Consider the following 13,265-nt stretch of genomic DNA (forward strand, 5'->3'; position numbering starts at 1 on the left):
GCATAGCGACAGACACCTCGGTCGGCTCACTCTCCCTCCGGGAGAGGGCTGGGGTGAGGGCAGCAATGCCAAATTCTCAACGATTTATCGGCGCCACAAACCGGCTCTTCGCCACGCTGTATACCTGCGGCTCGTCACTGTCTTCAATCCTGAAACTCAATGTCTGCGAACTGCTCGCCGGGCGCTCGGTGGTCATCGCCACCGACACCGGCACATCGACAATCTCTCCCGGCGCCAGGCTCAGGGCCGTTTTGCCCTGCAACTCAAACCCGTCGCCATCAACCAGACTCAACCGGTATTCCTGTCGCTGCTGAGTCTTGTTGATCACTTTCAGCGAATAAATATTCTCGATCTGCCCCTGAGCGTTCTCGCGGAACAACCCGCGATCCTTGGTCACGTCCAGCGACACCATCGGCCGCTCGATCAATGCCAGCGCCAACGCTCCGATCATCACCAACAACACCGCCGTATAGCCAATCAAACGCGGACGCAGCAGATGGGTTTTGCCGCCCTGCAATTCGCGCTCGGAACTGTAGCGGATCAGGCCGCGCGGGTAATACATTTTGTCCATGATCGAATCGCAGGCGTCGATGCACGCTGCGCAGCCGATGCATTCCATTTGCAAGCCATCGCGGATGTCGATGCCGGTCGGGCAGACCTGCACGCACAACTGGCAGTCGATGCAATCACCCAGGCCGGCTTCGACCGGGCGCACATCACGCTTGCGCGGACCACGGTTTTCGCCACGGGCGGCGTCGTAGGCAATGGTCAGCGTGTCCTTGTCGAACATCACACTCTGGAACCGCGCATACGGGCACATGTGCATGCACACGGCTTCACGCAGCCAACCGGCGTTGATGTAGGTGGCGGCGGCGAAGAACAGCACCCAGAACAGACTGACGCCACCGATCTGCAGGGTCAGCAAATCTTCAGCCAGCGGCCGGATCGGGGTGAAGTAACCGACGAAGGTCAGGCCGGTCATCACGCTGATCGCCAGCCACAACGTGTGCTTGGCGGCGCGCCGCGCCAGTTTGTTCAGGCTCCACGGCGCCGCTTGCAGTTTGATCCGTTGGTTGCGCTCGCCTTCGGTGATCTTCTCGCACCACATGAAGATCCACGTCCACGAACTCTGCGGGCAGGTGTAACCGCACCAGACGCGACCGGCGAACACGGTAATCGCGAAGAGTCCGAACGCAGCGATGATCAACAATGCTGAGAGCAGAATGAAATCCTGCGGCCAGAACGTCGCGCCGAAGATGTGGAATTTGCTCTCCGTCAGATCCCACAGCACCGCCTGCCGACCGCCCCAGTTCAGCCACACGGTGCCGAAGAACAGCAGGAACAGAAACCCGGCACCGCTCATACGCAGGTTGCGGAACAGGCCGGTGAAACTGCGGGTGTGGATCTGCTTGTCGGTGGATCCCGCAGTCGCTTTCAGTGGGCGCGCGGGTACGCTTCTTATCCTTGGCGATGCTTCTACGGTTCGGACGGGGATTTGCTCGCTCATGCTCGTTCGCTCATCAGCCTCCATCAGGCCGATGAACTATGGGCGCCGATCTGTTTGCAGAACAGACTCAGGTCTGGCAATAAAAAGCGGATCAGATGAGGTTTGGCGCAATCCCTGCGACAACTTGAAGCATCAGGGTGGGCGCGGCGCAAACGCCTATCGCGGATGTTTGCGCAGCGTATTGAGCGAGGTCAATCAAACCACCGAACCACTGTCATCGGCTTTAACGTGCTTGCGCCCGTCTTTAGCCCCGGCCACGGTCAAGACATCGGCTTCTGCTTCGGTGATGTAGGCGCGTTTGCCTTCGATTTCCACGAACGACATGGCTTTTTCGCTATCGGTCTCGACTGTCAACGTGTCGCAGATACGGATTTCCTCACCATGCTCGACGGTGAAAAAACACACTTTCTGCTCAGGGTTGGATGCATCGATTCGAACGGTCATGGCGGCAGTCCTTTCAAGTGAGGTCTGCACGTTAGGAAACGCAGCGCGCAGTTCGTTCTGCGCAACCGATTAATGGTCGCTGTTGTCCATCGCTTATCAAGCCAATAACAAGGGAAGCACGATGGAAGACTGGTGGGATGAAGTGTGGGCCACGATGCAAGCCGAATTTGCCGATATCGGCGACGCCTCGCAAATGACCCGGATCACCGTACGCCTGCTGATGGCGGCGATTCTCGGCGGGATACTCGGATTTGAGCGCGAGCATAAAGGCAAGGCAGCGGGCGTGCGCACGCACATGCTGGTGGCGCTGGGCGCGGCGTTGTTTGTATTGGTGCCACAGACCTCGGGCGCGGAATCCGATGCGATGAGTCGGGTCTTGCAGGGCGTGATTGCCGGGATCGGCTTTCTCGGCGCCGGCACCATTCTGAAAAATCAGCAGGGCGACGAGGCCCATGTCAAAGGCCTGACCACGGCGGCGGGCTTATGGATGACGGCGGCGATCGGCGTGGCGGCGGGGCTGGGCAAGGAAGCGACGGCATTGCTCAGTACCATTCTGGCACTGGCGATTTTCAGCGTGATGCCTTACGTGGTGAGAGTGTTCGAAAAGGATGTCGACAAGAATGACCACCTCTGACTTCCCGCCGGCTGATGATCATTGCCTGATCGTTCCCACGCGGAGCGTGGGAACGATCAGGGGGGCAGGGTCAGACGATCACTGGCGGCATCGTATTCGGTGGCTCTTCTTTCGGCGGTGGCGTGGTGCCGGGTGGCTCTTGCTCGGGCACCGGTGGCGGCTCGGTATCCGGCAGGGTGGGTTTGTCGATGTTCGGATCAGGCGTTTCCGCCGGGATCGGGATGTTCATCTGATGACCTCCGTATGGCACATGGCGTGGGACGTGCTTAAGTAAGTTGACCCGGCCACGGCAAATTCGATCCGCCGGTTTGTCTTGTTAATTTCATCTGAACTTTTCCCCGCGCCGGTTGCTCGGAACCTAAGTGAGTTCATGACAGGGCCGGCGCTTTGTCGCGAATACTGTTCCGGCACAAGAGCGTCCTTGGGGCGTTAAGGAGAGATGCTCAATGACTGCTGAAAGACCTTCAGAGCTGAGTTACAACCCGCACATGCCATTGTCGCAGGCGTTGCTGCTGCCTCGAATCGTCATCGAAAACACCATGCCGACCCTCGACGGCGGCCAGTTTGCCGTCAAGTCGATTGCCGGGCGCGAAGTGGTGGTGACCAGCAAAGTGTTTGCCGACGGCCATGACAAGCTCGCCGTACGCATCCGCTGGCGCGAAGAAGGCCAGGAAACCTGGCAGACCGAGGTCATGTCCGATCAGGGCAACAACACCTGGCAAGGCCAGTTCCGCCCCGAAGAGCAGGGCCGCTATCTGTATTGCATCGAAGCGTGGATCGACCATTTCGCCAGCTTCCAGTACGAACTGGAAAAGAAGCACAATGCTGCTGTGCCGGTTTCCCTGGAGCTGCAGGAAGGCCGGACCATGGTGCAACAGGCCGCCGAACGCAGCGAAGGCCAGCTCAGCGAGCAGCTCGCGGCGCTGCACCATGAATTGTCCGGCCTGCTCGAAACCGAGCAGGTTGCGCTGTTTCTGCACTCGCGCAGTGCAGAGCTGATGGCCCAGGCTGATCACCGCGCCTATCTCAGCATCAGCGCCGAATTCCCCATGGACGTCGAGCGCGAACTCGCCGAGTTCGCCAGTTGGTATGAGCTGTTTCCGCGCTCGATCACCGACGATCCTCAGCGTCACGGCACGTTCAACGACGTGCACTCGCGTCTGCCGATGATTCAGGACATGGGCTTCGACGTGTTGTACTTCACGCCGATTCACCCGATCGGCCGCTCCCACCGCAAGGGCCGCAACAATTCCCTGACTGCTGGCCCGGATGATCCCGGCAGCCCGTATGCGATTGGTAGCGAAGAGGGCGGCCACGAGGCGATTCACTCGCAGCTCGGCACCCGTGAAGATTTCCGCCGGCTGGTGGCTGCCGCCGCCGATCACGGCCTGGAAATCGCTCTCGATTTCGCCATCCAGTGCTCCCAGGACCATCCGTGGCTCAAGGAGCATCCGGGCTGGTTCAACTGGCGCCCGGACGGCACGATCAAATACGCCGAAAACCCGCCGAAGAAATACCAGGACATCGTCAACGTCGACTTCTATGCGCCGGATGCAATTCCGAGTCTATGGGTCGAGTTGCGCGACATCGTTGTCGGCTGGGTCAAGGAAGGTGTGAAGATCTTCCGCGTCGACAACCCGCACACCAAACCGCTGCCGTTCTGGCAATGGTTGATCGCCGATGTGCGCACGCTGTATCCGGAAGTGATTTTCCTCGCCGAGGCCTTCACCACGCCGGCGATGATGGCGCGTCTGGGCAAGGTCGGTTATTCGCAGAGCTACACCTATTTCACCTGGCGCAATACCAAGGCCGAGCTGGCTGAGTACTTCACCGAACTGAATCAGTCACCGTGGCGCGAATGCTACCGGCCGAACTTCTTCGTCAATACCCCGGACATCAATCCGGCGTTCTTGCATGAGTCGGGGCGTCCCGGTTTCCTCATCCGCGCTGCCTTGGCAACGATGGGCTCGGGCCTGTGGGGCATGTATTCCGGCTTCGAGTTGTGCGAATCGGCACCGGTACCGGGCAAAGAGGAATACCTGGATTCGGAGAAATACGAAATCCGCGTCCGCGACTTCACCGCACCGGGCAACATCATTGCCGAAATCGCCCAGCTCAACCGCATCCGCCGGCAGAACCCGGCGCTGCATACGCATCTGGGCCTGAAAATCTATAACGCCTGGAACGACAATATTCTGTTCTTCGGCAAGCGCAGCGCCGATGGCAGCAATTTCATTCTGGTCGCAGTCAGCCTCGATCCGCATAACGTGCAGGAAGCGAATTTCGAACTGCCGCTGTGGGAAATGGGCCTGCCGGACGATGCCACCACCCATGGCGAAGATTTGATGAACGGCCATCGCTGGGACTGGCACGGCAAGTATCAGTTCATGCGCATCGATCCGGCGTATCAGCCGTTCGGGATTTGGCGGATTACCGCTTCGTAACATTTGCACCGCCTCCGTGGCGAGGGGATTTATCCCCGTTGGGGCGCGCAGCGGCCCCTGTTTTCAAGCTGCACCGCGTTAACAATTTGCGACTGCTGCGCAGCCGAACGGGGATAAATCCCCTCGCCACAGGGGCTCACCAATGCGAGCCCCTCGGTGTATCAGAGAATTTTTCAGGAGTTCCACATGGCGAAGAAACCCAAGGCAGCCGCCTTCATCAAAGACCCGCTCTGGTACAAGGATGCGGTGATCTATCAGGTTCACGTCAAATCGTTTTTCGACTCCAACAATGACGGGATCGGCGACTTTCCCGGGCTTATCGCCAAACTCGATTACATTGCCGACCTCGGCGTCAACACCATCTGGCTATTGCCGTTCTATCCCTCGCCACGCCGCGACGACGGTTACGACATCGCCGAATACCGTGGCGTGCACAGCGACTACGGGACCATGGCCGACGCCAAGCGCTTCATTGCCGAAGCGCACAAGCGCGGGCTGCGGGTGATCACCGAGCTGGTCATCAACCACACCTCCGACCAGCACCCGTGGTTCCAGCGTGCACGCAAAGCCAAGCCCGGTTCAGCGGCGCGGGATTTCTACGTGTGGTCCGATGACGATCAGAAATACGACGGCACGCGGATCATCTTTCTCGACACCGAAAAGTCCAACTGGACCTGGGACCCGGTCGCCGGCCAATACTTCTGGCACCGCTTCTACTCGCACCAGCCGGATCTGAACTTCGACAACCCGCAAGTGATGAAAGCCGTGCTGTCGGTAATGCGTTACTGGCTCGACATGGGTATCGACGGCCTGCGCCTCGACGCGATTCCGTACCTGATCGAGCGCGACGGCACCAACAACGAAAACCTGCCCGAGACCCACGACGTCCTCAAGCAGATCCGTGCCGAGATCGACGCCAACTATCCCGATCGCATGCTGCTGGCCGAGGCCAATCAGTGGCCGGAAGACACTCAGCTGTATTTCGGTGACACCGATGCCGCTGGGGTCAATGGCGACGAATGCCACATGGCCTTCCACTTCCCGTTGATGCCGCGCATGTACATGGCGCTCGCGCAGGAAGATCGCTTCCCGATTACCGACATTCTCCGGCAGACCCCGGAAATTCCGGCGAATTGCCAGTGGGCAATTTTCCTGCGCAACCACGATGAGCTGACCCTGGAAATGGTCACCGACCGCGAGCGCGATTACCTGTGGAACTACTACGCGGCTGACCGTCGCGCGCGGATCAACCTCGGTATTCGCCGTCGTCTCGCACCGTTGATGGAACGCGACCGTCGCCGCATCGAACTGCTCAACAGCCTGCTGCTGTCGATGCCCGGCACGCCGACGTTGTATTACGGCGACGAAATCGGCATGGGCGACAACATCTACCTCGGCGACCGCGATGGCGTGCGTACACCGATGCAGTGGTCGATCGACCGCAACGGCGGTTTCTCCCGCGCCGATCCGGCCAGTCTGGTACTGCCGCCGATCATGGACCCGCAGTATGGCTATCAGTCGGTCAACGTCGAAACCCAGTCCGGCGATCCGCACTCGTTGTTGAACTGGACGCGCCGTCTGCTGGCAGTGCGCAAGCAATCGAAAGCCTTCGGCCGTGGCACCTTGAAAATGCTCTCGCCGAGCAACCGTCGCGTGCTGGCTTACACCCGCGAATACACCGATGCCGACGGCAAGCACGAGATCATTCTGTGCGTGGCGAACGTCTCGCGCAGTGCGCAAGCGGTCGAGCTAGACCTGTCGGCGTATGTCGGCATGGTGCCGGTGGAAATGCTCGGTGGTAACGCGTTCCCGCCGATCGGTCAGTTGAATTTCCTCCTGACCCTGGCGCCGTACGGTTTCTATTGGTTTGCACTGGCGGCAGAAAACCAGATGCCGAGCTGGCACGTCGAACCGGCGCAGAGCCTGCCGGATTTCACCACGCTGGTGCTGAAAAAACGCATGGAAGAACTGCTCGAAGTGCCATCGCGGACGACGCTGGAGCAAAGCATCCTGCCGAGCTGGCTGCAGAACCGTCGCTGGTTTGCCGGCAAGGATGCGGCGATCGAGAAGGTCAATCTGGCTTACGGCGTGCGTTTCGGTGATGCCCAGCATCCGGTGCTGCTCAGCGAAATCGAAGTCACCAGCGGTGGCCAGACCAATCGTTATCAACTGCCGTTCGGCTTCATTGGCGAAGACCATGTCGGCCCGCCATTGCCGCAGCAATTGGCGCTTTCGCGTGTACGCCGTGTGCGTCAGGTCGGCCTGATCACCGATGCGTTCACCCTGGAAACCTTCGTCCGCGCCGTTCTGCAAGGCATGCAGAACAACACCGTACTGGAGTCGATCGAAGGCGAAATCCGCTTCGAACAGACAGATCATCTGGAAAAACTCGGCCTCGGCGCCGAGTCGGATGTGCGCTACCTGTCGGCCGAGCAATCGAACAGTTCAGTGGTAATCGGCAACAGTCTGGTGCTTAAGCTGATACGCAAAGTCGCTTCTGGCGTACACCCGGAACTGGAGATGAGCGCTTACCTGACCGAGGCCGGGTTTGCCAATATCTCTCCACTGCTCGGTTCGGTGATTCGCCGTGACGCGCAGGGGGACGACAATCTGCTGATGATCGCCCAAGGCTATCTGAGCAATCAGGGCGACGCGTGGGAATGGACGCAGAACAACCTTGAACGGGCGCTGCGTGATGAACTGGCCGACGCCATGTCCGAGCAGGAGCAGCATTACAACGCCCTCGGCGAGCTGAGAGACTTCGCCGGCATGCTCGGCCAGCGTCTGGGCGAGATGCATCAGGTGCTCGCTGCGCCAACCGACAATGCCGACTTCGCGCCGCAAGTGTCGTCGAGCAAGGACATGGCCGCGACGGGCAAGGATGTCACCGCCCAGGTCGAACACGCCTTGAAGCTGCTCAAGCAGCATCAAGGCGAGTTGAATGCGGCGGACCAGAAACTGGTCAAGCGTCTGCTCGACGAGAAGAAAACCATTCTTGCCCATGTGCAGGATCTGGCGAAGAAAGCCACCGGCGGCTTGCGCATTCGGGTGCATGGCGACTTGCATTTGGGCCAGGTGCTGGTGATCAAGGGCGACGCCTACTTGATCGACTTCGAGGGCGAACCGGCGCGGCCATTGAGCGAGCGTCGCGGTAAACACAGCCCGTACAAGGACGTCAGCGGCGTACTGCGTTCGTTCGATTACGCAGCGGCGATGACCATCAATGTGCATAACGTTGATAACAGCGTCGAAGCCGAAGCGGCGCGCAAACGGGTCGCCGAGCGTTATCTGCGTGAGGCACGCGAGGTATTTGTCCAGGCATACCGCGAGGCAGCAGCTAGTCTTGAGCATGCCTGGCAGGATCCCGAGGGTGCCGACGCCGCGCTGGCGTTGTTCGGCCTGGAAAAAGCCGCTTATGAAGTGGCTTACGAGGCAGAAAACCGCCCAACGTGGCTGCCCGTGCCATTGCACGGCTTGTATGGATTATTGACAGGGCTTAAACCCTTTTCCGATCTTGGTGGAGAGTAGTCATGAGTTTCTCGAACAAGGAACAGGGTGTGGTAAAGGAAGCATTGTTACCCTCGGCGCGCGACATCGATGCTTTGGTGCGCGCTGAACATCAGGACCCGTTTTCCATTCTCGGCCCGCACGGCGATGGCGCCGGCGGGCAGTTCATCCGCGCCTATCTGCCCGGTGCGCTGAGTGTGGCAGTGCTGGACAAGGACAGCGGCGAAGAGCTTGGCCCGCTGGAGATGACCGAGACGCCGGGGCTGCTTGTCGGCCATTTCGATCAGGCGCGACCGTACCTGTTGCGCACGCGCTGGGCCGGTGGCGAGCAGGTCGCCGAAGATCCGTACAGCTTCGGCCAGTTGCTCGGCGAGATGGATTTGTATCTGTTCGCCGAAGGCAATCACCGTGACCTCAGCGCTTGCCTCGGTGCACAGCTGAAAACCGTTGATGGCGTGGACGGTGTGCGTTTTGCCGTGTGGGCACCGAATGCCCGCCGTGTTTCGGTGGTCGGCGATTTCAACGTCTGGGACGGTCGTCGCCACCCAATGCGGCTGCGCCATCCTTCCGGGGTCTGGGAACTGTTCATCCCGCGGCTGCAAGCGGGGGAGTTGTACAAGTACGAAATCCTCGGCGCCCACGGCATTCTGCCGCTCAAGGCCGACCCGATGGCACTGGCCACCAGCCTGCCGCCGGATACCGCTTCGAAAGTCGCCTCGCCATTACAGATCGACTGGCAGGATCACGAATGGATGAATTCCCGTCAGGATCGCCAGCAGCGATCCAAGCCTTTGTCGATCTATGAGTTGCACGCCGGTTCCTGGCAGTGCGAGCTGGATGATCTCGGTGAGGTCGCGCGCCAGTACACCTGGCCGGAGCTGGCCGAGCGCCTGATTCCTTATGTCAAAGAGCTGGGTTTCACGCACATCGAACTGATGCCGATCATGGAGCACCCGTTCGGCGGTTCGTGGGGCTATCAGTTGCTTTCGCAATTCGCCCCGAGTGCGCGTTATGGCACGCCGGATCAGTTCGCCGAGTTCGTCAACGCCTGTCACCAGGCCGACATCGGGGTGATTCTTGATTGGGTGCCGGCGCATTTCCCCACCGATACCCATGGTCTGGCGCAGTTCGACGGCACCGCGCTCTACGAATACGGCAACCCGCTGGAAGGCTTCCATCAGGATTGGGACACGCTGATCTACAACCTTGGTCGCACCGAAGTGCACGGTTACATGCTGGCCTCGGCGCTGCACTGGCTGAAACACTTCCATATCGACGGCCTGCGTGTCGATGCGGTGGCTTCGATGCTGTACCGCGACTATTCGCGCAAGGCGGGCGAATGGGTGCCGAATCGCCACGGCGGTCGGGAGAACCTGGAGGCCATCGACTTCCTGCGGCATTTGAACGACGTGGTTGAGCTGGAAGCGCCGGGTGCGCTGGTGATTGCCGAAGAGTCCACCGCATGGCCGGGCGTCAGCCAGAGCACCCAGCAGGGCGGTCTCGGGTTTGCCTACAAATGGAACATGGGATGGATGCACGATTCGCTGCACTACATCCAGCAGGACCCGGTGTACCGCGCCCATCACCACAACGAGTTGAGCTTTGGTCTGGTCTACGCCTGGTCCGAGCGCTTCATCCTGCCGATTTCCCACGACGAAGTGGTGCACGGCAAACACTCGCTGATCGACAAGATGCCCGGCGACCGCTGGCAGAAGTTCGCCAACCTGCGTGCTTATCTGAGCTTCATGTGGACGCACCCGGGCAAGAAATTGCTGTTCATGGGCTGCGAGTTTGGCCAATGGCGCGAGTGGAACCACGATCAGCAACTGGACTGGTACCTGCTGCAGTATTCCGAGCACAAAGGCGTGCAGAAACTGGTGGGCGATCTCAATCGGCTGTATCGCGAAGAGCCGGCACTGCACGACCAGGACGATGCGCCGCAGGGCTTCCAGTGGTTGATTGGCGATGATGCGATCAACAGCGTTTACGCGTGGTTGCGCTGGAGCAAGGATGGCTCGCCGGTGCTGGTGGTTGCCAACTTCACCCCGGTACCGCGCCAGGCGTATCGGGTCGGCGTGCCGTTTGCCGGGCGCTGGACCGAGCTGTTCAACAGTGACGCCGACATTTACGCCGGCTCCAACTATGGCAATGGCGGCGGGGCAGTGACCGAAGAAGTGCCAAGCCATGGTCAGTCGTTGTCGCTGGAACTGAACCTGCCACCATTGGCGGTGTTGATTCTCAAGCCGCAGGGCTAGCACCTGTGGGAGCGAGCCTGCTCGCGAAGGCGCCATGTCAGTCAACGATGATGTTGAAGGTGGCACCGCTTTCGCGAGCAGGCTCGCTCCCACAAGGTTCTTCAGCGTTCAGCAGATCACCAACGCATCCGCACTCCAAGGCTGCCGATAATGCCGTTCAGGTCATTGTCATCCACATCGCTGCTGTAATCGGCGCTCATGTACAGGCTTACCGCCGGTGTGACCCGCGCCACCAGTCCCAAGCCCAATTCCACTGTTGAAGACTTGCGGCTGCTGCTGATCTTGTCGACCTGATCGAGGGTCACCGTGCTGCCGGTGTACACCGTGTGCCAAAGGTTGGTGCGCACGTAGGGTTCAACAGGCAACCCGTTCAAGTCATAACTGCCTTTCAATCGCGCACCGACACGGCCACTCCACGCGGTCAGGTCGGTCGACGAGGCGTTGCCCGAGCCGGCATAAGGCGCGTCGAGGCTGATGCGCTGGTTGATCAGTTGCGCCTGTGGTTCGATCACCCAGTTGTCACTCAAGCCGATCGGATAACCGCCTTCAACGGAAAAGGTCATCGCGTTGCCTTCGGTGGCTTGCCGATTGCCTTGTGGGCTCCGACTGAAACCGCTGACCCGACCGCCACTGGCCGACAGGTCGACGTGCCAGCCCTGCGCACCGACCAGGCTGTAATAGGCGCCAAGGCTCTGGCCTTGCAGGTTGAGGCTGTCAGTGTTGCGGTCGGCGAGGGCGCGTCGGGTCAGCGCACCACCGGCATTCATCTGAATCTGATTATCGCCGCCGATCAGACCAAGGGTCTGGGTGGCACCACTGCTGCTTTTCAACGTGACCACCGCCGGGCCTTTGAACTCGCCGCCAGGCATCGCGTAACCGGAGGACAATGCATCCGTCTGCGCGCGCCGGGCGCTTTTGCCGTACAGCTCGTCCCATGCGGAGGGCGCAAGATCTTCGGTGATCAGGCGCGAACTCTGCTGACTCAATGGCAGCGGTCCGGGCGTTATCACGGTCACTGGCAAGGTCATCACAGGGACATCGGCGCGATACCACGCGCGTTCATCCGCCGAAAATTCCGCATGCGCCTCCATGGACGAGCACAGCAACAGCGAACCTGACACTGTGCAAAAGGTGATTTTCAATTCATGTGGGGTCAGTGAAGTTTTCATGGAGGTCTACCTTGCAAGCGCATGCGTCATCTCGAGTTTGGCGTCTCTCCTACCCCGAACGAGGGGCGACCGAATAGAGCGGGGCGAACCGCGGCTGCTCGATTTCGCGAGTGCCGGAAGGTCAGCCCCAGTAGTGATTCCGGGGGTAGTAAGGTAGAGATAAGAAGAGCGACGCCTGCGCGTCAAGAAAATGCACGATGAATGGCGCGCTTAAATCAGCAACCGCAAGCATTTGTTTTTCTGCACATAACTAAGTGCTTGTTTGCATGGAAAAACGCTTGCGAAGGGTGCATTTGACGGTTTTTTGCCGCCGACGAAAGGTCCTTCCGAGCGGTAATTGCCGGAACGACCTGTCATTAGATGGCTGTCAAAAATGCAGCTAGAGGTGCACCTCAACCGCCAAGGGAAGATGATCCGACAAATGCGTCCAAGGCTTGTTGCCGAGAATCCTTGGATCGTGGCTGCTGGCATTGCGCAGGTAAATCCGGTCCAGGCGCAACAGCGGAAAACGCGCCGGATAGGTTTTCGCCGGGCGCCCATGATGACGTTCAAAAGCTTCGTGCAAATAGTCGCGACGGGCGAGGGCGGCGTTGCCCTGCAACTGCCAGTCATTGAAATCACCGGCAATGATCACCGGCGCATCGTCGGGCAGTGATTCAAGCAACTGGCAAAGCAGCTGCAACTGCAATTGCCGATGGCTCTCCAGCAGACTCAAATGCACACAGATCGCGTGCACCTCGGCATGCCCGGGCACATCAAGAATGCAGTGCAACAGGCCGCGCCGTTCAGGCCCGGTGATCGACACGTCAAGGTTGCGGTATTCGCGGATCGGGTATTTCGACAGCAGCGCGTTGCCGTGGTGGCCGTCGGGGTAAACGGCGTTGCGGCCGTAGGCAAAATCGCTCCACATACTGTCGGCGAGGAATTCGTATTGCGAGGTCTGCGGCCAGTCGTTGTAGCGACTCGAATGGCGTTCGTGTTCACCCACCACTTCCTGCAGAAACACCAGATCGGCCGAGGTACTGCGCATCGCTTCGCGCAGCTCCGGGAGAACGAACCGCCGATTCAGCGCGGTGAAGCCCTTGTGGGTGTTGACCGTGAGTACCCGCAGGCGATGAATGACTGGCGCGTCGACCACTTGACGCTTGGGATCGCTGGACACGTTCACTCCTCTGAATTGGGCCATGCCTGTTCATGCGACTGGTTTGAGGGGGTGGCAGTTCCTTCCGATGATTCACTGCTGGGCCAATGTGGGAGCGAGCCTGCTCGCGAAGACTTCATCACGTTCAATACATCTGACACATG

9 protein-coding genes are annotated in these 13,265 nt (G+C 59.8%); 4 read left to right on the top strand and 5 right to left on the bottom strand.

What is annotated here, in order from left to right; all coding sequences use genetic code 11:
* Positions 1 to 76: 76 nt before the first annotated feature.
* A complete protein-coding gene (ccoG, locus tag NF676_RS13445) occupies positions 77 to 1,507 on the bottom strand; it encodes a cytochrome c oxidase accessory protein CcoG (RefSeq protein WP_252887898.1) in 1,431 nt (476 codons plus the stop codon).
* A gap of 195 nt (positions 1,508 to 1,702) precedes the next feature.
* Positions 1,703 to 1,951, bottom strand: coding sequence for a DUF3203 family protein (locus tag NF676_RS13450; RefSeq protein WP_252887899.1), 249 nt, complete (start codon positions 1,949 to 1,951; stop codon positions 1,703 to 1,705).
* A gap of 121 nt (positions 1,952 to 2,072) precedes the next feature.
* Between NF676_RS13450 and NF676_RS13455 the strand changes: the two genes are divergently transcribed.
* Entirely contained in the window at positions 2,073 to 2,585 is a 513-nt protein-coding gene (locus NF676_RS13455) for an MgtC/SapB family protein (RefSeq protein WP_056785798.1), read from the top strand.
* A 70-nt stretch (positions 2,586 to 2,655) separates the two neighbouring features.
* Here the strand turns inward: NF676_RS13455 and NF676_RS13460 are convergent, their stop codons facing one another.
* Entirely contained in the window at positions 2,656 to 2,814 is a 159-nt protein-coding gene (locus NF676_RS13460; RefSeq protein ID WP_167351302.1) for a hypothetical protein, read from the bottom strand.
* A gap of 217 nt (positions 2,815 to 3,031) precedes the next feature.
* Here NF676_RS13460 and NF676_RS13465 point away from each other — a divergent pair, with 217 nt between their 5' ends.
* From NF676_RS13465 to glgB, 3 genes are all read left to right on the top strand, one after another.
* Complete coding sequence (locus NF676_RS13465) at positions 3,032 to 5,029, top strand: alpha-1,4-glucan--maltose-1-phosphate maltosyltransferase (protein ID WP_252887900.1); 1,998 nt, start codon at positions 3,032 to 3,034, stop codon at positions 5,027 to 5,029.
* Positions 5,030 to 5,215: 186 nt separating this feature from the next.
* Positions 5,216 to 8,557 carry a maltose alpha-D-glucosyltransferase gene (treS, locus tag NF676_RS13470; RefSeq protein WP_252887901.1) on the top strand — a complete coding sequence of 1,114 codons (3,342 nt, stop codon included), beginning with the start codon at positions 5,216 to 5,218 and terminating at the stop codon, positions 8,555 to 8,557.
* Between the two features lie 2 nt (positions 8,558 to 8,559).
* On the top strand, positions 8,560 to 10,791 hold the full coding sequence (glgB, locus tag NF676_RS13475; protein ID WP_252887902.1) for a 1,4-alpha-glucan branching protein GlgB: 2,232 nt from the start codon (positions 8,560 to 8,562) through the stop codon (positions 10,789 to 10,791).
* A 116-nt stretch (positions 10,792 to 10,907) separates the two neighbouring features.
* Here glgB and NF676_RS13480 read toward each other — a convergent pair whose 3' ends face one another.
* Positions 10,908 to 11,960: an autotransporter domain-containing protein gene (locus NF676_RS13480; RefSeq protein WP_252885986.1), complete on the bottom strand. Its 1,053-nt coding sequence runs from the start codon at positions 11,958 to 11,960 to the stop codon at positions 10,908 to 10,910.
* Positions 11,961 to 12,339: 379 nt separating this feature from the next.
* The gene (locus NF676_RS13485) at positions 12,340 to 13,122 is read right to left on the bottom strand and encodes an endonuclease/exonuclease/phosphatase family protein (protein WP_056786852.1); all 783 of its coding nucleotides are present in this window, start codon (positions 13,120 to 13,122) and stop codon (positions 12,340 to 12,342) included.
* Positions 13,123 to 13,265: the final 143 nt, after the last annotated feature.

The sequence above is a fragment of the Pseudomonas siliginis genome (assembly GCF_024072275.1).
Lineage (GTDB): Bacteria > Pseudomonadota > Gammaproteobacteria > Pseudomonadales > Pseudomonadaceae > Aquipseudomonas > Aquipseudomonas siliginis.

Bases quoted from the DNA above. Each gene is read 5' to 3' on its own strand.
- NF676_RS13465 (WP_252887900.1), top strand. From the start codon at position 3,032: ATGACTGCTGAAAGACCTTCAGAGCTGAGTTACAACCCGCACATGCCA.
- NF676_RS13480 (WP_252885986.1), bottom strand. From the start codon at position 11,960: ATGAAAACTTCACTGACCCCACATGAATTGAAAATCACCTTTTGCACA.
- treS (WP_252887901.1), top strand. From the start codon at position 5,216: ATGGCGAAGAAACCCAAGGCAGCCGCCTTCATCAAAGACCCGCTCTGG.
- glgB (WP_252887902.1), top strand. From the start codon at position 8,560: ATGAGTTTCTCGAACAAGGAACAGGGTGTGGTAAAGGAAGCATTGTTA.
- NF676_RS13460 (WP_167351302.1), bottom strand. From the start codon at position 2,814: ATGAACATCCCGATCCCGGCGGAAACGCCTGATCCGAACATCGACAAA.
- ccoG (WP_252887898.1), bottom strand. From the start codon at position 1,507: ATGAGCGAGCAAATCCCCGTCCGAACCGTAGAAGCATCGCCAAGGATA.
- NF676_RS13455 (WP_056785798.1), top strand. From the start codon at position 2,073: ATGGAAGACTGGTGGGATGAAGTGTGGGCCACGATGCAAGCCGAATTT.
- NF676_RS13450 (WP_252887899.1), bottom strand. From the start codon at position 1,951: ATGACCGTTCGAATCGATGCATCCAACCCTGAGCAGAAAGTGTGTTTT.